The organism is Pseudomonas azotoformans (assembly GCF_001579805.1).
Classification (GTDB): domain Bacteria; phylum Pseudomonadota; class Gammaproteobacteria; order Pseudomonadales; family Pseudomonadaceae; genus Aquipseudomonas; species Aquipseudomonas azotoformans_A.
On record NZ_CP014546.1, the window covers coordinates 2,168,002 to 2,185,436 of the forward strand.

The following is a 17,435-nucleotide window of genomic DNA, read 5'->3' on the forward strand; positions in this document are numbered from 1 at the left end:
GGCTTTATTCGGTACTGCCCAGGCCTTGCCAGTGCTTCAAGCCGATAAAGATAAAGCGCAACTGCTGGGTGATTTTCGCCTGGGGCGTGAGGTGGTCAGGCAGGGCCTGGGCCGGTGGGTCGATGATGTCGGGGAGGGTGGCGAACACACTTTTGACGATCAGGTCGGCCATCACATGCAGGCCTTCGGCATCCAGGTGCTGCAGTTTGGGCATGAACGTCAGGTCGGCCGCCAGGTCGCGGGTGATGTCTTCACGTAGCGCCCCGATGGCCTGGCGCACGGCCAGGCAGCCGCCGTATTGCTCGCGGGCCAGGAACAGGAATTGCGAACGGTTGGCCGAGACCACATCGAGAAAGATCCGTACGGAGGCATCGATTATGCCGCCCATCACGAATTCGTTATGGCGCACCAGGCGGATAGTGGCGCGGAAGGTCTGGCCGACTTCACTCACCAACACAAGCCCCAGCTGGTCCATGTCGGCAAAATGCCGGTAGAACCCGGTGGGCACGATACCGGCCGTCTTCGCCACTTCGCGCAGGCTCAGGCTGCCAAACCCACGGCCACACTCCATCAGATGGCGGGCTGCGTCCATCAGGGCTAGGCGGGTCTGTTGCTTCTGTTCGGCGCGGGGCAGCATGGGCGGACGGGCTTTGTCGGCAAGTACAGCGACGCACTCTAGCAAAACAGGTCTGTTGGCGTCGAACTTGGCAGGGGAAGGGCGTGATGCGATCTACAGGAAAGCAAAAGCCCGATCGGCAGATCGGGCTTTTTTCTCGGCCACCACGGGGTTAGCTCTGTGCTTGATGCAGTTCTTGCAGACGGTCAGCACCGCCTTCAGCAACGCCTTCGGTGTAGGCACGTTTGTTGGCTTGTTCAGCGCCGCCTTCGACCAGACCTTTCTGTTCCAGGCGATCACGACCACCTTCGGCAACAGCGTTGCGTTCCAGCAGGCGATCAGCACCACCTTCAACCAGGCCTTTTTGTTCCAGGCGGTTGCGGCCGTTTTCGGTCAGGCCTTCGGTGTAAGCGCGTTTGTTGGCTTGTTCCGAACCATTTTCAGCCACAGCGCCTTTGGCGTAGTCACGGTTCTCTTCTTCTTGCGAACCGCTGCGAGCGACGGTCTGGCTGAACGGAACGGCGTCCGCTTTGACTTGTGGGGTGGCCTGTTCGGCGGCTGGCAGGGCAAAGGCACTGGAAGCCAGGATGGATAACAGGGCGGTAGCGAGTAATTGGCGTTTCATGATGGGTTGCTCCTTGGGAGGGCGATAAAGTGGGTACAGGGCTAATGCTACTCTCGATAAGTCGATATAAAAGTTCATAAACACAATGGTAATAATCAACAGAATTGATTGTTCTAGGCGGAGGCTCTAGAACGGGCCTCTCAAGCACGCGGTTTTGCACCGGTGTGGGTATTTTCGACACGCACGCGGGTAACAATGGTGCGTCGTCGTAGGGGGAATCTGTCGAAGTGGTCAGAAATTGAGGTTTTTCCAGGCAAATCGGGGATCGGGTTAAACCCCCAGGCGGTTTACCAGTCGTAGTTCTATAAGCTGTCCTTAAAGGCTGTCACCCAGCCAGTCGTATTCAGGAGTCCTGTGCAATGACGCGCACTCGTAAAATCGTCGCTTGGAGCTGCGCCAGCTTCGCTTTGTTAATCGCCGTGGTGGTGTTGGTCGTGGTGTTCTTTGACTGGAACCGCATCAAGCCGCCCCTCAATGCCAAGGTTTCCGAAGAATTGCATCGACCCTTTGCCATCAACGGCAACCTGGCGGTGGTGTGGGCGCGTGAGCCCGATGAGGGTGGCTGGCGCGCCTGGGTGCCATGGCCCCATGTGATCGCCGAAGACCTGACCCTGGGCAACCCGGACTGGTCGAAAACCCCGCAAATGGTCACCCTCAAGAAGGTCGAACTGCGCATTTCGCCCCTGGCATTGCTGGTGCAGCGGGTGGTGATCCCGCGTATCGACCTCACCGAGCCGAGCGCGCAGTTGCAGCGCCTGGCCGATGGCCGCGCCAACTGGACCTTCAAGTTCGACCCCAAGGACCCGAACGCCGAGCCTTCCAACTGGGTGGTGGACATTGGTGCCATCGGCTTCGACAAAGGCCATGTGACCCTCGACGACCAGACCCTCAAGACCCAACTGGATGTGATCATCGACCCGCTGGGCAAACCGATCCCGTTCGGCGAAATTGTCGGCGACGCCGATGCCAAGAAGGCCCTGGAAAAAGGCTCCGCGCCCCAGGACTATGCGTTCGGCCTCAAGGTCAAAGGCCAGTACCACGGCCAGAAACTCGACGGCAGCGGCAAGATCGGCGGACTGCTGGCCTTGCAGGACGCGGCCAAGCCGTTCCCGCTGCAAGCCCAGGTCAAGATTGCCGACACCAGCATCGCCCTGGCCGGCACGCTGACCGATCCGCTGAACCTCGGCGCGCTCGATTTGCGCCTGAAGCTCGCCGGTTCCAGTCTGGGCAATCTCTACCCGTTGACCGGCGTGACCCTGCCGGATTCGCCGGCCTATTCCACCGACGGTCACCTCATCGCCAAGCTGCACGAAGCCAGCGGCGCCTCGTTTCGCTATGAGAACTTCAACGGCAAGATCGGCAACAGCGATATCCACGGCAGCCTCGCCTACGTCGCCAGCCAGCCACGGCCCAAGCTCAGTGGCGCGCTGGTGTCCAACCAATTGCTGATGACCGACCTCGCCCCGCTGATCGGCGCCGACTCCAACGCCAAGCAAAAAGCCCGTGGCGGCGACAGCAAACAGCCGGCCACCAAGGTGTTGCCGGTGGAAGAGTTCCGCACCGAGCGCTGGCGCGTCATGGACGCCGACGTGGAATTCACCGGTAAGCGCATCGTGCACAGTGCCGATCTGCCGTTCACCGACCTCTACACCCACCTGGTCCTGAATGACGGCGAACTGAGCCTCGAACCCCTGCGTTTTGGTGTGGCCGGCGGCAAACTGGATGCGCAGATCCGCCTCAACGGCCGCATCACGCCAATGGAAGGTCGCGCCAAACTCACCGCGCGCAACTTCAAGCTCAAGCAACTGTTCCCAACCTTCGAACCGATGAAAACCAGCTTTGGTGAACTCAACGGTGATGCCGACATCTCCGGACGCGGCAATTCCGTAGCAGCCCTGTTGGGCAGCTCCAACGGTGACCTGAAGATGCTGATCAACGACGGCGCCATCAGCCGCAGCCTGATGGAAATCGCCGGGCTCAACGTGGGTAACTACGTGGTAGGCCGCTTGTTTGGTGACAAGGAAGTGAAGATCAACTGCGCGGCGGCGGACTTCGGCATCAAGACGGGCCTGGCGACCACGCGCTTGTTTGTGTTCGATACTGAGAACGCCATCATCTACATCGATGGCACCGCGAATATGGCCACCGAGCAACTGGACCTTACCATTACCCCGGAATCGAAAGGCTTTCGCCTGTTCTCCCTGCGTTCACCGCTGTACGTCAACGGGCCGTTCATCAAGCCCAACGCGGGTGTGAAAGCCATTCCACTGGCGTTGCGGGGGGCGGGCATGGTGGCGCTGGGTGTGATCGCCGGGCCGGCGGCCGGGTTGCTGGCGTTGGTCGCGCCGAGTGGTGGTGAACCGAATGAGTGTGCACCGTTGTTGCAGCAGATGAAGGAAGGCAAGGCGCCGAAAACAGTAAAGGGCTAGCCTCCTGCGGGGATGAAGATCGCGTCCGATGTGCAGGGGATGCCAATTTGAAGGAAAGGATCCTGCTTGTAAGGCGTGCCGTCTGCATTGATTGAATAGAACGCTTCATGTAGATACTGCTTGCCGTCCAAGACGAAGCAACGGAAAGAGACATGGGTGGGGAATGCGTTTTTGAGTTGGGCGAGCGTCACACCGCGGCCTATCCAAGTGTTGAACATCGGCTCAATGTACATCACGGATTTTCTCAGTCTGACGATATCATTGAAATAGTTGACATCCGTTTGGCCGGAGCAAGTCCCGTGTTTCTTCCACTCGTATCTAAACATTCCCTGCGGGGCCGCGGTGACCAACTGGGCGATCGCGGGAGTGTTGGAAATCTGTTCCAGTGTGTTGTCGCTGATATCACACGCTGTGGTTGATTGACAGCTGGGAGCCGTGTTGCAAGAGGCAGGGTGGCGATTGGTTTTCTGCCCGACACTGTTGTTATAGGGCCAGATGCCGTGGGTCAGAAACGTTTGCGGTGGTTTAGTGCACCCTGTCGTTTCAGGCTTTAGCTTGCAGAAACTTGGCTGCCAGGTCACTGCGTAGACCAGGTATTTGAAGCCCTCGCTGCTTGGGGTGATTTCCTCATTTGCATCCAAGGCCTGAGCACCCTGACTGATGAAGAAAGCTGCGAGGGCTGCAGGAATGAACATGGTTTTGTTCATTTGCCGATACTCCATATTCAGTTGCTTGACGGTATTGTCAGTGACTGCTGGACGTATCAAATAGCCCTGTTTTCGACAAGATGTCTACTGTCAACACTAACAGGTAGACGCAGGTTTTCTCTTGCAGTGATTGCGGACAAAGTAAGCCCCAAGTGTGAGCGGCCGCTCCCTTTGGGGCTTTACTGGAGGCAGTTGTCGATGCCGGTCTAAAGGCTTTCTAAAATATCCGCCATATCGTCCGCATGCTCTTCTTCCTGAGCCAGGATCTCTTCAAACAGACGACGCGTAGTCGGGTCTTTATCGCCAATGTACTGGATGATCTCGCGGTAGCTGTCTACCGCAATCCGCTCGGCGACCAGGTCTTCGTAGACCATTTCCTTGAGGTCCTTGCCGGCCACGTATTGGGCGTGGGAGTTCTTGGTCAGCAGGTCCGGGTTGAACTCCGGCTCACCGCCCAGCTGCACGATGCGCTCGGCGAGTTTGTCCGCGTGTTCGGCTTCCTGGGTGGCGTGTTCGAGGAACTCGTCGGCGGCGACGGACGCCTTGATACCGCTGGCCATGAAGTAGTGGCGCTTGTAGCGCAGCACGCAGACCAACTCGGTGGCCAGCGATGCGTTGAGCAGGCGGATGATTTCTTCGCGGTCGGCGTCATAACCTTCGGTCACTGCACCGTTTTCGACGTTCTGGCGGGCGCGGCTGCGCAGGGTCGCAACGTCAGTCAAGTTTGCTTCGGTCATCTCAATCTCCTGGTACTAATCCGGTTTTGCGCCACGCTCTGCCGGCGTGATCGCTCCAAGTTGTGAGTCCCGCGTCACGCAAAAAGTTTTATCGGATTTATGTCATCAGCGCGTCGCGGGACTGGGCTAGCCTCTGGTGGTCTTTCCTGATCAAGGACGTTCGGCCCATGCCGCAGTCGTTAGCCACGCGTTACCCCCTGGTGCTGGTCCCCGGCATGCTCGGGTTTGTGCGCCTGGGGTGGTTTCCCTATTGGTACGGCATCGTCCCAGCGCTACAGGCAGGCGGGGCGCAGGTATTTCCCGTGCAGGTGGCGCCGCTGGACTCCAGCGAGGTGCGTGGCGAGCAATTGCTGCTGCAGATCGAGCGCATTCGGCGTGAAACGGGGGCCGACAAGGTCAACCTGATCGGCCATAGCCAGGGCTCGCTCACCGCTCGGTATGCGGCGGCCAAGCGCCCGGAATGGGTGGCGTCGGTCACGTCGGTGGCCGGGCCCAACCATGGCTCGGAGCTGGCGGACCATATTCACCTCAATTACCCGGTGGATGGCGTGAAGGGGCGGATCATGAGCGCGCTGTTTCACGGGGTCGCCTGGCTGATGGGCGTGCTGGAAACCGGCTATCGCGGACCGCGCTTCAAGGCGGACTTGCAGGCCTCCCACCAATCGCTGACCAGTACGGGCGTGGCGCTGTTCAATCAGCGCTATCCACAGGGGTTGCCGTCGACATGGGGCGGGCAGGGGCCCGAAGAGGTCAACGGCGTGCGGTATTACTCATGGTCCGGCACCTTGCAGCCGGGCATCACCGACCGGGGGCGCAACCTGTTCGACGGTACGCATCGCAGTTGCCGCCTGTTCGCCCGCAGCTTTGTGCGCGAAAAGGGCCAGTGTGACGGCATGGTCGGGCGCTATAGCTCACACCTGGGGAAGGTGATAGGCGATGACTACGCCCTGGACCACTTCGATATCGTCAACCAATCCCTGGGCCTGGTGGGCAAGGGCGCCGAGCCGATCCGTCTGTTTGTCGAACATGCCCGACGCTTGAAGGAGGCCGGGGTTTAACGCACCGGCGTGGTCCAACGCTCCGACATAATCACCCCGCCCAAGGTCAGCAAGCCGCCCACCAGGTGGTACAGCGCCAATTCTTCCTTCAGCACCACGGCCGCAATCAACGCGGTGATCAACGGCAGCAGGTTGAAAAACAACGTCGTGCGGCTCGGGCCCAAGGTCTTTACCGAATGCATCCACGCCAGCGGCGCGACCATCGAGGCCAACAGGCACGCATACAGCACCAGCGGAATGTTCGCCCAACCCAAGCCGGCCTTCGCCGAGAACAGGAACAGCGGAAACAGCACCACCACCGCCACCAGCACCTGCAGATACAGCAACACCAACGGCGGCAGGCGCAGCTGCCATTTCTTCAACAGGGTGCTGTAGACCGCGTAGGCCAGGGTCGCGACCAGCATCATGCCGTCGCCCAGGTTGACCCCGTGTTGCAGCAGTGCGTCGAGGCTACCGGCGGAAACCACCACCACCACACCGGCGAACGACAGCACGGCACCAGTCATCGCGCCGTAGGTGAGGCGTTGGCCGAGGCTGATGATCGCTGCTGTGAGTGCCATCAACGGCATCAACGACAGGATGATGCCCATGTTGGTCGCCGTGGTCAGCGACGCGGCGTAGTACGCCAGGCTCTGGTACACCGCCATGCCTAGCACGCCGAGGATGAACACCTTGCCCAGGTTCGGACGGATCAACGCCCAGTTGGCGATCACCGGCTTGATCATGAACGGCGTGAACAGCAGCGCCGCCAGCAACCAGCGGTAAAAGCCGATTTCCGCCGGGAACAGTGCGCCCACGGCCAGCTTGTTGACGACGGTGTTGCCGGCCCAGATGAAAATGGCCAGCAAGGGATACGCGTATTGCATCGAAAGAAACCCAGTGTGTTGATGAGGCAGGATTATCCATTGTCTGGATCGAAGCCTATACTGCGATCCAGACAAACCACCTCTGTATCCAGACAATATGGCCAAGCACAACGTACGCCTTGCGGATTTCCCCCAGCTGCCGAGCCCGGTGTACTTCCGTTATTCGGACTTCGCCCCCGATACCGAGTGCACCCCGCACCAGCACTTCTGGGGTTCGTTGGACTACTCGGCCAGTGGCGTGATGCGCATGGAAGTGGCTGGCAACCGCTTTATGTCGCCGCCGCAATACGCGGTGTGGGTGCCGCCGCATACGCAGCACAGTTCCTACAACGCCGAGGCGATCGTCTATCACTCGGTCGGGTTGGCGCCGGAACTCTGTGAACAGTTGCCCCAACAGCCGTGCACCCTGGCGATCAGCGATATCCTCAAGGCCATCCTCAGCGATTTCGCCCAGCGTGATGTGAACATGCCGCAGACCGAGTCCGATATCCGCCTGGCCCAGGTGCTGGTGGACCAGCTCAAGCAGGCGCCGATCCACGAATGCTTTTTGCCTTACGCCCGTCACCCCGGCTTGCTTGGCGTACTCGAAGGCATGCAGGCCGACCCTGCCGATAACCGGCCCCTGGCGCACTGGGCCGAGCAAGTCCACGTGAGCGAACGCACCCTGGCGCGCTTGTTTGTGCGGGAGCTGGGCATGAGCTTCGGCGAATGGCGTCAACGCCTGCGCTACCTGGCAGCCATCGAAGCCCTCGACAGCCCGCGCAGCGTGCAACACGTGGCGTTTGACCTGGGCTACAGCACCGCGTCAGCCTTCATTGCCATGTTCCAGCGCCAGGCGGGCTGCACGCCGGAGCAGTACCGACGGACGCATATCCGTAGCCGGTGAAGTTGTAACAGGCTTTGACTACACTGCTGGGTAGGCCGTGCCGCCCGGCACGGTAACAGGGAGAAAACTCCATGAAGATGCTGCGAATTCCGCTGTTGATGATGGGCCTGCTGCTGTGTTCCCAGGGTTTTGCCGCCACTGCCCAGCAAAACAAAATGACCACCTGCAATGCCGAAGCGACCACCAAGACGCTCAAGGGTGATGACCGCAAGGCCTTCATGAAGACCTGTCTGTCGGCCCCGGCGGCCAATGACGCCAAGACCCTGACGCCGCAGCAGCAGAAGATGAAGGATTGCAATGCCTCAGCGAAAACCAAGGCGCTGACCGGCGATGCGCGCAAAACCTTCATGAGCACTTGCCTCAAAGGCTGATCACACAGGTGGGAGCAGGCAGCCTGCTCCCACACTTGATCGCATTCACCACTGACCCACTCGCTTGATTCTCTCAAGGCTGGCAGACTGCCCATCCTTTAACGCCGTTCGTTTTGAGGCTGTATGCCAACGTTTTCTCAGCGTCACGTGATATTGCTGGCCAGCTACATCATCATTTTCGGCGGACTGCTGCTGGTACTGCCGCTCAAATTACTGCCCAGCCTGCTGGCCGGTCTGTTGGTGTTCGAGCTGGTCAACATGCTCACTCCCCAACTGCAACGGCTGATCGAAGGCCGGCGCGCGCGCTGGCTGGCGGTGGCCTTGCTCGGCACCTTGATCGTCAGTGTGCTGACTTTGATCTTCGCCGGTGCCATCAGCTTCCTGCTCCATGAAGCGGAAAACCCTGGCGCTTCCCTGGACAAATTCATGGGGGTGGTCGACCGCGCGCGCGGCCAGTTGCCGCCGTTCCTCGACGCTTACTTGCCTGCCAGTGCCGCCGAGTTCCGCGTGGCCATCGGCGACTGGCTAAGCAAGCACCTGAGCGAACTGCAGCTTGTGGGTAAGGACGCCGCCCACATGTTCGTCACCCTGCTGATCGGCATGGTGCTCGGTGCGATCATCGCCCTGCAGCGCGTGCCCGACCTGACCAAACGCAAACCCCTGGCCGCCGCGCTGTTCGACCGCCTGCACCTGCTGGTCCAGGCCTTTCGCAATATCGTCTTCGCACAGATCAAGATCGCCGCGCTCAACACCGCCTTCACCGCCGTGTTCCTCGCCGTTGTGTTGCCGCTGTGCGGGATTCACCTGCCGCTGACCAAAACCCTGATCGTTCTGACCTTCCTGCTCGGTCTGCTGCCGGTCATCGGCAACCTGATGTCCAACACGCTGATCACCATCGTCGCGCTGTCGCTGTCGATCTGGGTGGCGGTGGCGGCGTTGGGCTATCTGATCGTGATCCACAAGATCGAATACTTCCTCAATGCGCGCATTGTGGGCGGCCAGATCAGTGCCAAGTCGTGGGAGTTGTTGTTGGCGATGTTGGTGTTTGAGGCTGCGTTTGGCTTGCCGGGAGTGGTGGCGGGGCCGATTTATTACGCGTATCTCAAGAGTGAGCTGAAGCTCGGCGGGATGGTTTGACGCGATAACGCAAGTGCTTTGGCTTCACAAACTTTAAAGGGACTTAGAGGGAAACCCGCAGTGAGCGACAATATCTATGCGCCGCCAACGGCGCAGTTGAGCGATACGGTTAAGACGTCGCCTGAGTTTTACGTCATTTCCAAAAAGAAGCTGCTGATTCTCAGCGTGCTCAGTTTTGGGCTGTACACCTATATCTGGTCGTATAAAAACTGGCGCTTGTACAAGGATTTCCACCAGTTGGATATCAGGCCTTTGGCGCGGGCCATTTTCTTCATCTTCTTCATGCATCAGTTGTATCGCCGGGCTGATGATCGGGTAGCCCGTAGCGGTCGGAAATTCGATTTTGACTTCGAGCAGTGGGCGACCGTGTTCGTGGTGGTCACCGTAGGGTCACGGGTTTTCGAGATGGCCGCGAACCGGATCGACAGCTGGTTGGCCTACAAACCCCTGGTCATCCTGGCAGTGCCGCTGTGTGCCTACATCCTCCAGCAAGCCCAGGGCCTGATCAATTTTGCAGCGGACGACCCGGAAGGCATGAGCAATAACCGTTTCACGCTATGGAACTACCTGGTGATCGTGCCGGGTGTGGTCATGTGGTGCCTGACAGGGCTTGGGCTTTGGGCCATCTACCACCCTTAGGCACCACTCTAAAAAGGACTGCGCCATCACTACGGATTTGAAACTTGCGTTTTGCGCCATGGCGTTTAGAAAGTAGTGTGCCGAACTGAGTCTTTGTGGTGAGCGGGCTTGCCCCGCGCTGGGCTGCGTAGCAGCCCCAAAACCTGCAGGCAAGGAGTGCCAGATACGCTGCATTTCTCTTTACTGGGGCTGCTGCGCAGCCCAGCGCGGGGCAAGCGCGCTCACTACAGGAAGCTCGCTCAGCATTCGACAGATCAGTGCCCGTAGCGCTTGCTGGCCTCAATTGCCAGACCACTGCCGATACTGCCAAAGATATTGCCTTCCACATGCCGCGCATTCGGCAGCATCGCCGAAATGCTGTGGCGCAGCGCCGGGATCCCGCTGGAACCGCCGGTAAAGAACACCGTGTCCACCTGCGCCACGCTCACCGTAGCGTCGTTGAGCAGTTGCGTCACGCTACCGCGCACACGCTCCAGCAAGGCGTCAATGGACGACTCGAACAACGCCCGGCTCAGGTCCACACTCAGGCCGGCTTCGATACGGTCCAGCGCCACGTGGCGGCTGTCTTCGTGGGTCAGCTGGATCTTGGTTTCTTCCACTTCCATGGCCAACCAGTGCCCGGCGCGCTGTTCGATCAACTTGAACAGGCGATCGATGCCGCCGGTGTCTTCGATGTCGTAGCGCATGCTGCCCAAGGCCAGTTGGGATTTTTGCGAGTACACCGAGTTGATGGTGTGCCAGGTGGCCAGGTTCATGTGGTGGCTGGTGGGCATGTAGGCGCCGCTTTTCATGCGGCTGCCGTAGCCGAACAGCGGCATCATGCCGTTGAGCGAGAGCTGCTTGTCGAAGTCGGTACCGCCGATGTGCACGCCGCCGGTGGCGAGGATGTCGCTCTGGCGGTTGTCGTTGTGACGGCGGTCCGGCGACAGACGGACCAGGGAGAAGTCAGACGTACCACCGCCGATATCGACGATCAGTACCAGCTCTTCTTTCTGGATGGTGGATTCGTAGTCAAACGCGGCCGCAATCGGCTCGTACTGGAACGAGATGTCCTTGAAGCCGATCTTGCGCGCCACGTCCACCAGGGTGTTCTCGGCTTCCTGGTCAGCCATCGGGTCGTCATCGACGAAAAACACCGGGCGGCCCAGCACCACTTCTTCGAACTCACGGCCGGCGTTGGCTTCGGCGCGGCTCTTGAGCTGGCCGATAAACAGCGCCAGCAGGTCGGTGAACGGCATCGCCGTGCCGAGCACGCTGGTGTCGTGCTTGATCAGCTTGGAACCCAGCAGGCTCTTGAGCGAGCGCATCAGCCGGCCTTCGTAGTTTTCCAGGTACTCGTGCAGCGCCAGGCGACCGTACACCGGGCGACGTTCCTCGAAGTTGAAGAACACCACCGACGGCAGGGTGATCTTGTCGTCCTCCAGCGCAATAAGCGTCTCCTCGCCGGGGCGGATCCAGCCGACGGTGGAGTTGGACGTGCCAAAGTCGATGCCGCAGGCACGGGCTGGGGATGAGTTTTCCATGACAATCAGGTTCCGGTTGAAAAACGGCCGCGCAGTGTATGCCAGTCGAGGGCGGATGCGTAGGCCGACCATCTGTTAAATCTTCCTTGAAACCTGGCGATTCGCCCCCACATCTGCTGCATACGGCAAGTGCCGATAACACTTTGACGCACCCCCAGGCCACAAGACTCAACAGGTGCAATGCAGCGCACGTTGTGCCCCGGGCTGTGCGATCTCGATTAAGGATGGTGAACCGCCGATGGATTTCAAAGACTACTACAAGATATTGGGCGTAGAGCCGACGGCCGACGACAAGGAAATCAAGGCGGCCTATCGCAAGCTCGCGCGTAAATATCACCCGGATGTCAGCAAGGAAAAAGACGCCGAAGCCAAGTTCAAGGACGCGTCCGAAGCCTATGAGGCGCTGAAAAGCGCCGACAAACGCGCCGAATACGACGAACTGCGCAAATACGGCCAGCATGGCCAGCCGTTCCAAGGGCCACCGGGCTGGCAGAGCCGTGGCGGTTTTGGTGGCGGCGGTGGCGGTGAGGACTTCTCGGACTTCTTCAGCTCGATCTTCGGCTCCCGTGGCGATGCTTTCGGTGGCGGCCAGCGTCGTCCTGCCGGGCGCAAGGGCCAGGACGTGGAGATGCAACTGACCGTGTCCCTTGAAGAGACGTTGTCCACCGAGTCCAAGCAGATCAGCTTCCAGGTGCCGCAATATGACGCCTCGGGCCGACATGTGAGCAACACCACCAAGAGCCTGAACGTGAAGATCCCGGCCGGTGTGGCCGACGGCGAGCGCATCCGCCTCAAGGCGCAGGGCGCGCCGGGGATCGGTGGCGGGGCCAATGGCGACCTGTACCTGATCATCAAGTTTGCGCCGCATTCGAAGTTCGAAGTCGAAGGCGAAAACCTGGTGATCACCTTGCCGCTGGCACCGTGGGAACTGGCGCTGGGCGCCGAAGTGGCCGTGCCGACCCTGACCGGCAAGATCAACCTCAAGGTGCCTGCCGGCAGCCAGAACGGCCAGCGGATGCGCGCCAAGGGTCATGGTTTGCTGAACAAGGCCGGGGAACGAGGGTTCCTGTACATCCAGCTCAAGGCCGTGATGCCCAAACAGGCGGATGATGAGACCATCGCCCTGTGGCAGGAACTGGCGAAAAAGGCCGCGTTCAACCCTCGGGAAAACTTCTGAAAAATAGCCGCCGCGCGCTAACGGTCTAGCGCTGCGGCCTTCGTCGGTCATGCTGCAACTGCCCGGCAGGTACACCAGCAGCAAGCCCGCCCTGGTGGCCAGCCACAGGCGCGGGCGCAAAAACCTGAACGACATTGAGGCCCACCTGGGGGCGATCTAGGACATCAGAGCGTTTGCCGAACCACGGCTCAAAGCGGCGATCCAGCAGCAGTTCAGCCTGGACCTGGATGTCAACAACGTCTATTTCGCGCGCAAGTACGGCTTCAAAAGCCGCGATGACCTGTATGGATTTTTGGTCTTTGAGCAAACGCGCGATTCAGCCCTCAGTTACCGTTATCGCGGCTTGTTGTTGCTGGGCACCTTGACGGGGCGCCTGATGGGTCGGCTTCCCGGCAAGGCCCTGACGCCATGGGCGCCAGGGTTGTTGGCTCAGAACAGGAAATAACGCTGGGCCATCGGCAACACCTCGGCCGGTTCACACCACAGCAACACGCCATCGGCCTTAACCTGGTACGTCTGTGGGTCCACCTCGATATCCGGCAGGTAATCGTTGTGGATCAAGTCGGTTTTCTGCACGTTGCGGCAGCCCTTGACCACCGCTATCTGCTTTTTCAACCCCAGTGTTTCGGGCAAACCGGCGTCCTGGGCGGCCTGGCTGATAAAGGTCAGGCTGGTGGCGTGCAGCGAGCTGCCGAAGCTGGCGAACATCGGGCGGTAGTGCACTGGCTGCGGTGTGGGGATCGAGGCGTTGGCATCACCCATCAGGCTGGAAGCAATCGCGCCGCCCTTGAGGATCAAGGTCGGTTTGATGCCGAAAAATGCCGGGCGCCACAGCACCAGGTCGGCCCACTTGCCCACCTCAATGGAACCGACGATGTGGCTGACGCCGTGGGTGATCGCCGGGTTGATGGTGTACTTGGCGATGTAGCGTTTGGCGCGGAAATTGTCATTGCCGGGGCCGTCGCCGGGCAGTGGGCCGCGCTGTTTTTTCATCTTGTCGGCGGTCTGCCAGGTGCGTGTGATCACCTCGCCCACGCGGCCCATGGCCTGGCTGTCGGAGCTGATCATCGAGAACGCGCCGAGGTCGTGCAGGATGTCTTCGGCGGCGATGGTCTCGCGGCGGATGCGGCTTTCGGCGAAGGCGACGTCTTCGGCAATGCTCGGGTCGAGGTGATGGCAGACCATCAGCATGTCGAGGTGTTCGTCGATGGTGTTGCGCGTGAACGGCCGCGTCGGGTTGGTGGAGCTGGGCAGTACGTTGGCGAAGCCGCAGGCCTTGATGATGTCCGGCGCGTGGCCGCCACCGGCACCTTCGGTGTGGTAGGTGTGGATGGTGCGGCCCTTGAGGGCAGCGAGGGTGGTTTCGACGAAGCCGGATTCGTTGAGGGTGTCGCTGTGGATCGCCACCTGCACGTCGTATTCATCGGCAACGCTCAGGCAGTTGTCGATGCTCGCCGGGGTGGTGCCCCAGTCTTCATGCAGCTTCAAACCGATGGCGCCGGCCTTGACCTGTTCGATCAACGGCTCCGGCAAACTGGCGTTGCCCTTGCCGGTAAAGCCGATGTTCATCGGGAACGAATCGCTGGCCTGGAGCATGCGCGCCAGGTGCCATGGGCCCGAGGTGCAGGTGGTCGCGTTGGTACCGGTGGCAGGCCCCGTGCCGCCGCCGATCATGGTGGTGACGCCGCTGGTCAGCGCTTCTTCGATCTGCTGCGGGCAGATGAAATGCACGTGGCTGTCGATGCCGCCGGCGGTGAGGATCATGCCTTCACCGGCAATCACTTCGGTGCTGGCGCCGATGGCCATGGTCACGCCGGGTTGGATGTCCGGGTTGCCGGCCTTGCCGATGGCGTGGATGCGGCCGTTCTTCAGGCCGACGTCGGCCTTGACGATGCCCCAGTGGTCGATGATCAGCGCGTTGGTGATCAACGTGTCGACCACTTCATGGGCGAGCAACTGGCTTTGGCCCTGGCCATCGCGGATCACTTTACCGCCGCCGAATTTGACTTCTTCGCCATAGACGGTGAAGTCCTGTTCGACTTCGACAAACAACTCGGTGTCGGCCAGGCGGACCTTGTCACCGACGGTGGGGCCGTACATGTCGGCGTAGGCTTGTCTGGAAATTTTCATGTGTATGTCCTCAAGTTATTCCAGATTGCCCATGATGCGTGCGGCAAAACCGAACACTCGGCGCCCGCCACTCAAATCCACCAACTCCACCTCCCGACTCTGCCCTGGCTCAAACCGCACCGCCGTCCCCGCCGGAATGTTCAACCGCATGCCGCGACTTGCCGCACGATCAAACGTCAGCGCGTCATTGGTCTCGAAAAAATGATAATGCGAACCCACCTGGATCGGCCGGTCGCCACTGTTGGCCACGCTCAGGCTGATCGTGCGGCGGCCAACGTTGAGTTCGATATCGCCAGGCTGGATCTGATATTCACCAGGAATCATGCAGGTTGCCCCAGGGTCTTGAAGTAGATGGCGGTCGGGCTGTAGCGCCCGTCCGGGCTTTGGCAGTAGTCGGGCAGTTCACCGATCTTGGTGTAGCGCAGCGACTGGTAGAAGGCTTCGGCGGGGGAGCCGGCCTCGGTGTCCAGGTACAGCAGGCCGCGCTTGTGCTGGCGCGCGGCGAGTTCCAGGGTGCTCATCAATTGCTGGCCGAGGCCATGGCGGCGCGCGCTGCTGTGCACCAACAGCTTTTGCACCTCGGCGCGGTTGAGGCCGTTGGCTTTCTGGCACAGCGCCAATTGCACGCTGGCAATCACCTGTTCATCACGCACCACCACCCACAGCAACAGGCTGGTGTCTTCGATGCTCGCCTGCACGCTGCGCAGATACTCGCGGGCCTGGGCCTCGTCGAAGTCGGCCATGAAGCCGACGGACGCGCCATGCCTGACCGCGTCCAGCAACAGCTCGATCAAGCCCAGGCGATAGTGGGCAAAACTTTCCGCATTGACTCGACGCAGTTGCGCGGCGTTCATCGACGTCACTCCTTGGGCGGTTCGGCGCCCGGGTTCAAGGCCAGTTGCATGAAGGTCAGGTCCAGCCAGCGGCCGAACTTGATGCCCACTTGGGGCATCTGCCCGGTGGTGATGAAGCCCTGGCGCTCATGCAGGCGGATCGAAGCCTGGTTGCCGCTCTCGATGGCGGCGACCATCACGTGTTTGCCGCACGCGCGTGCACGTTCGATCAGCGCCGCCATCAGCAACGGACCGAGGCCCTTGCCGCGTTGGTCGCTGCGCACATACACCGAATGCTCGACGCTGTAGCGGAAACCTTCGAACGGCCGCCAGTCACCGAAAGAGGCATAACCGGTGACTTCAGCGTTTTCCACCGAGACCAGGATCGGGTAACCCTGGGCATGCCGCGCACTGAACCAGGCCTGGCGGTTGCCCAGGTCCACCGGTTGTTCGTTCCAGATCGCCGTGGTGTTGAGGACCGCGTCGTTGTAGATATCGCGGATCGCCGGCAGATCATTTTGGGTTGCGTCACGAATCATCATCAGGCCTCACGCAATCGGCTGGTGCACGGTGACCAGCTTGGTGCCGTCGGGGAAAGTGGCTTCCACCTGGATATCCGGGATCATTTCCGGGATGCCTTCCATCACTTGTTCGCGGCTGAGCAGGGTGGTGCCAAAGTGCATCAGGTCAGCCACGGTGCGGCCATCGCGGGCGCCTTCCATCAGGGCGGCGGAGATGTAGGCGATGGTTTCCGGGTAGTTGAGCTTCACGCCGCGCGCGAGACGGCGCTCTGCCACCAAGCCTGCGGTGAAGATCAGCAGTTTGTCTTTTTCCCGTGGGGTCAGGTCCATGGTTCAGGTACTCCAGATTCGGGGGGGGACGGCTTCACGGCCCAGCACGGCGGGGCGTAACAGGCGCCATAAATCGATCAGCCAGGCGCGGGCATGCAGCGCTTCGCTGGCCAGGCAGCGGGCGACCAGCAGGCCCGGCAATTGGGTCAGGTCACCGCGCACTGCGTGGGGCAGGGCGCGGCAGGTGTCGAGTAATTCAGGGTCGATATCGGCCGTCAGCAGCAACGTGGCAAACACGGGTTGCCCGTCCAGCCCGATGGGCGAATCGAGCAAACCGTCGGCGCCGACAATGCGCTGGCGTTCATGCCAGAGCAACTGACCGTCGCGGCGGATATCGAGGTGTGATTGAAAGTGGCCAAGCTCAAAACGCTCGCCGCTGGCCGGGCGGCCGAGGGCGACCACATCCCAGTAGAACAAGCGCGCATCGCCTTGCAGTTCGATGCGCGTGGTGAGTTCGGCCTGGGCGGCGCTGAACACGATGGTTTCCTGGGGCAGCCATTCCAGCGTAGCGCCTGCTTCCACGGTGAGGTCCAACTGCTGAAACGCAGGGCCCTTGGCGCGATACCATTTGGCTGCGCCAGGGCTGGTCAACTGGGCCCAGGCGCCTGCACCGACGTGGGCGCTGATGTCCAGGCGATCACCCCCGGCAATGCCTCCGGGCGGGTGCACGATGATGTGCTGGCACACCTCGGGGCCTTCGGCGTACAGGTGTTTTTGCACGCGCAACGGGCCGAGGTGGCGGCGCATCACCGGCCGCGTGGTGTCGCCGAAACGCGCGTAGCCGAGTTCCAGCTCGGCGTGCCAGCTGGGGGTGAACAGGGCAGGAGTAACGGGCAGGTTCATGGCAAAG

20 protein-coding genes are annotated in these 17,435 nt (G+C 60.8%); 7 read left to right on the top strand and 13 right to left on the bottom strand.

The genetic code is table 11. From position 1 onward, the window contains the following. Window positions 1-4: 4 nt before the first annotated feature. Together AYR47_RS10010 and AYR47_RS10015 are read right to left on the bottom strand one after the other, a co-directional pair. Window positions 5-637, bottom strand: coding sequence for a TetR family transcriptional regulator (locus AYR47_RS10010; RefSeq protein ID WP_025857330.1), 633 nt, complete (start codon window positions 635-637; stop codon window positions 5-7). 151 nt (window positions 638-788) lie between these two features. Further along, window positions 789-1,241, bottom strand: a complete 453-nt coding sequence (locus AYR47_RS10015; RefSeq protein WP_038851220.1) for a hypothetical protein — start codon at window positions 1,239-1,241, stop codon at window positions 789-791. A 359-nt stretch (window positions 1,242-1,600) separates the two neighbouring features. Between AYR47_RS10015 and AYR47_RS10020 the strand changes: the two genes are divergently transcribed. Beyond that, entirely contained in the window at window positions 1,601-3,670 is a 2,070-nt protein-coding gene (locus tag AYR47_RS10020; protein WP_061435103.1) for an AsmA family protein, read from the top strand. Here AYR47_RS10020 and AYR47_RS10025 read toward each other — a convergent pair. Next, window positions 3,667-4,377, bottom strand: a complete 711-nt coding sequence (locus tag AYR47_RS10025) for a ribonuclease T2 family protein (RefSeq protein WP_061435104.1) — start codon at window positions 4,375-4,377, stop codon at window positions 3,667-3,669. The genes AYR47_RS10020 and AYR47_RS10025 overlap by 4 nt on opposite strands. Before the next feature lie 206 nt (window positions 4,378-4,583). After that, the gene (locus AYR47_RS10030; RefSeq protein WP_016976947.1) at window positions 4,584-5,114 is read right to left on the bottom strand and encodes a ferritin-like domain-containing protein; all 531 of its coding nucleotides are present in this window, start codon (window positions 5,112-5,114) and stop codon (window positions 4,584-4,586) included. A 167-nt stretch (window positions 5,115-5,281) separates the two neighbouring features. Here AYR47_RS10030 and AYR47_RS10035 point away from each other — a divergent pair, with 167 nt between their 5' ends. Then, entirely contained in the window at window positions 5,282-6,172 is an 891-nt protein-coding gene (locus AYR47_RS10035; protein ID WP_061435105.1) for an esterase/lipase family protein, read from the top strand. On the opposite strand, the gene AYR47_RS10040 is transcribed toward AYR47_RS10035, so the two are convergent. Further along, window positions 6,169-7,038, bottom strand: a complete 870-nt coding sequence (locus AYR47_RS10040) for a DMT family transporter (protein WP_061435106.1) — start codon at window positions 7,036-7,038, stop codon at window positions 6,169-6,171. The two genes, AYR47_RS10035 and AYR47_RS10040, sit on opposite strands and share 4 nt — an antisense overlap. Window positions 7,039-7,135: 97 nt before the next feature. On the opposite strand from AYR47_RS10040, the gene AYR47_RS10045 reads away from it, so the two are divergent. The 4 genes from AYR47_RS10045 to AYR47_RS10060 all read left to right on the top strand — a co-directional run bounded on the left by AYR47_RS10045 (window position 7,136) and on the right by AYR47_RS10060 (window position 10,071). Further along, complete coding sequence (locus AYR47_RS10045) at window positions 7,136-7,924, top strand: AraC family transcriptional regulator (RefSeq protein WP_061435108.1); 789 nt, start codon at window positions 7,136-7,138, stop codon at window positions 7,922-7,924. Between the two features lie 71 nt (window positions 7,925-7,995). Continuing rightward, window positions 7,996-8,295 (top strand): PsiF family protein, encoded by a 300-nt coding sequence (locus tag AYR47_RS10050; protein WP_005784310.1) that lies wholly within the window; start codon window positions 7,996-7,998, stop codon window positions 8,293-8,295. A gap of 123 nt (window positions 8,296-8,418) precedes the next feature. Next, window positions 8,419-9,432, top strand: a complete 1,014-nt coding sequence (locus tag AYR47_RS10055; protein WP_016976954.1) for an AI-2E family transporter — start codon at window positions 8,419-8,421, stop codon at window positions 9,430-9,432. Window positions 9,433-9,492: 60 nt separating this feature from the next. Next, window positions 9,493-10,071, top strand: a complete 579-nt coding sequence (locus tag AYR47_RS10060; RefSeq protein WP_033897377.1) for a hypothetical protein — start codon at window positions 9,493-9,495, stop codon at window positions 10,069-10,071. 254 nt (window positions 10,072-10,325) lie between these two features. Here AYR47_RS10060 and AYR47_RS10065 read toward each other — a convergent pair whose 3' ends face one another. Further along, window positions 10,326-11,594: an Hsp70 family protein gene (locus tag AYR47_RS10065; protein WP_061449417.1), complete on the bottom strand. Its 1,269-nt coding sequence runs from the start codon at window positions 11,592-11,594 to the stop codon at window positions 10,326-10,328. A 238-nt stretch (window positions 11,595-11,832) separates the two neighbouring features. Here AYR47_RS10065 and AYR47_RS10070 point away from each other — a divergent pair, with 238 nt between their 5' ends. Then, window positions 11,833-12,771, top strand: a complete 939-nt coding sequence (locus tag AYR47_RS10070; RefSeq protein ID WP_033897376.1) for a DnaJ C-terminal domain-containing protein — start codon at window positions 11,833-11,835, stop codon at window positions 12,769-12,771. Window positions 12,772-12,796: 25 nt separating this feature from the next. Here AYR47_RS10070 and AYR47_RS10075 read toward each other — a convergent pair whose 3' ends face one another. From AYR47_RS10075 to AYR47_RS10105, 7 genes are all read right to left on the bottom strand, one after another. After that, window positions 12,797-13,078: a hypothetical protein gene (locus AYR47_RS10075; protein WP_033897375.1), complete on the bottom strand. Its 282-nt coding sequence runs from the start codon at window positions 13,076-13,078 to the stop codon at window positions 12,797-12,799. 122 nt (window positions 13,079-13,200) lie between these two features. Continuing rightward, window positions 13,201-14,901: an urease subunit alpha gene (gene ureC / locus AYR47_RS10080; RefSeq protein ID WP_033897374.1), complete on the bottom strand. Its 1,701-nt coding sequence runs from the start codon at window positions 14,899-14,901 to the stop codon at window positions 13,201-13,203. A 15-nt stretch (window positions 14,902-14,916) separates the two neighbouring features. Further along, window positions 14,917-15,225 (bottom strand): urease subunit beta, encoded by a 309-nt coding sequence (locus AYR47_RS10085; RefSeq protein ID WP_038851206.1) that lies wholly within the window; start codon window positions 15,223-15,225, stop codon window positions 14,917-14,919. After that, complete coding sequence (locus AYR47_RS10090) at window positions 15,222-15,755, bottom strand: GNAT family N-acetyltransferase (protein ID WP_016976964.1); 534 nt, start codon at window positions 15,753-15,755, stop codon at window positions 15,222-15,224. Before AYR47_RS10090 ends, AYR47_RS10085 begins: the two co-directional genes overlap by 4 nt. A 5-nt stretch (window positions 15,756-15,760) precedes the next feature. Next, window positions 15,761-16,273 carry a GNAT family N-acetyltransferase gene (locus AYR47_RS10095; RefSeq protein ID WP_033897408.1) on the bottom strand — a complete coding sequence of 171 codons (513 nt, stop codon included), beginning with the start codon at window positions 16,271-16,273 and terminating at the stop codon, window positions 15,761-15,763. A gap of 9 nt (window positions 16,274-16,282) precedes the next feature. Next, a complete protein-coding gene (locus AYR47_RS10100) occupies window positions 16,283-16,585 on the bottom strand; it encodes an urease subunit gamma (RefSeq protein WP_010213535.1) in 303 nt (100 codons plus the stop codon). A gap of 3 nt (window positions 16,586-16,588) precedes the next feature. Continuing rightward, complete coding sequence (locus AYR47_RS10105) at window positions 16,589-17,428, bottom strand: urease accessory protein UreD (RefSeq protein WP_033897372.1); 840 nt, start codon at window positions 17,426-17,428, stop codon at window positions 16,589-16,591. Window positions 17,429-17,435: the final 7 nt, after the last annotated feature.

What these genes read in the sequence shown, in the direction of transcription:
- AYR47_RS10020 (WP_061435103.1), top strand. Translation starts at nt 1,601, where the DNA reads ATGACGCGCACTCGTAAAATCGTCGCTTGGAGCTGCGCCAGCTTCGCT.
- AYR47_RS10050 (WP_005784310.1), top strand. Translation starts at nt 7,996, where the DNA reads ATGAAGATGCTGCGAATTCCGCTGTTGATGATGGGCCTGCTGCTGTGT.
- AYR47_RS10045 (WP_061435108.1), top strand. Translation starts at nt 7,136, where the DNA reads ATGGCCAAGCACAACGTACGCCTTGCGGATTTCCCCCAGCTGCCGAGC.
- AYR47_RS10090 (WP_016976964.1), bottom strand. Translation starts at nt 15,755, where the DNA reads ATGAACGCCGCGCAACTGCGTCGAGTCAATGCGGAAAGTTTTGCCCAC.
- AYR47_RS10070 (WP_033897376.1), top strand. Translation starts at nt 11,833, where the DNA reads ATGGATTTCAAAGACTACTACAAGATATTGGGCGTAGAGCCGACGGCC.
- AYR47_RS10105 (WP_033897372.1), bottom strand. Translation starts at nt 17,428, where the DNA reads ATGAACCTGCCCGTTACTCCTGCCCTGTTCACCCCCAGCTGGCACGCC.
- AYR47_RS10030 (WP_016976947.1), bottom strand. Translation starts at nt 5,114, where the DNA reads ATGACCGAAGCAAACTTGACTGACGTTGCGACCCTGCGCAGCCGCGCC.
- AYR47_RS10035 (WP_061435105.1), top strand. Translation starts at nt 5,282, where the DNA reads ATGCCGCAGTCGTTAGCCACGCGTTACCCCCTGGTGCTGGTCCCCGGC.
- AYR47_RS10025 (WP_061435104.1), bottom strand. Translation starts at nt 4,377, where the DNA reads ATGAACAAAACCATGTTCATTCCTGCAGCCCTCGCAGCTTTCTTCATC.
- AYR47_RS10100 (WP_010213535.1), bottom strand. Translation starts at nt 16,585, where the DNA reads ATGGACCTGACCCCACGGGAAAAAGACAAACTGCTGATCTTCACCGCA.
- AYR47_RS10015 (WP_038851220.1), bottom strand. Translation starts at nt 1,241, where the DNA reads ATGAAACGCCAATTACTCGCTACCGCCCTGTTATCCATCCTGGCTTCC.
- AYR47_RS10065 (WP_061449417.1), bottom strand. Translation starts at nt 11,594, where the DNA reads ATGGAAAACTCATCCCCAGCCCGTGCCTGCGGCATCGACTTTGGCACG.
- AYR47_RS10010 (WP_025857330.1), bottom strand. Translation starts at nt 637, where the DNA reads ATGCTGCCCCGCGCCGAACAGAAGCAACAGACCCGCCTAGCCCTGATG.
- ureC (WP_033897374.1), bottom strand. Translation starts at nt 14,901, where the DNA reads ATGAAAATTTCCAGACAAGCCTACGCCGACATGTACGGCCCCACCGTC.
- AYR47_RS10095 (WP_033897408.1), bottom strand. Translation starts at nt 16,273, where the DNA reads ATGATTCGTGACGCAACCCAAAATGATCTGCCGGCGATCCGCGATATC.
- AYR47_RS10040 (WP_061435106.1), bottom strand. Translation starts at nt 7,038, where the DNA reads ATGCAATACGCGTATCCCTTGCTGGCCATTTTCATCTGGGCCGGCAAC.
- AYR47_RS10085 (WP_038851206.1), bottom strand. Translation starts at nt 15,225, where the DNA reads ATGATTCCTGGTGAATATCAGATCCAGCCTGGCGATATCGAACTCAAC.
- AYR47_RS10055 (WP_016976954.1), top strand. Translation starts at nt 8,419, where the DNA reads ATGCCAACGTTTTCTCAGCGTCACGTGATATTGCTGGCCAGCTACATC.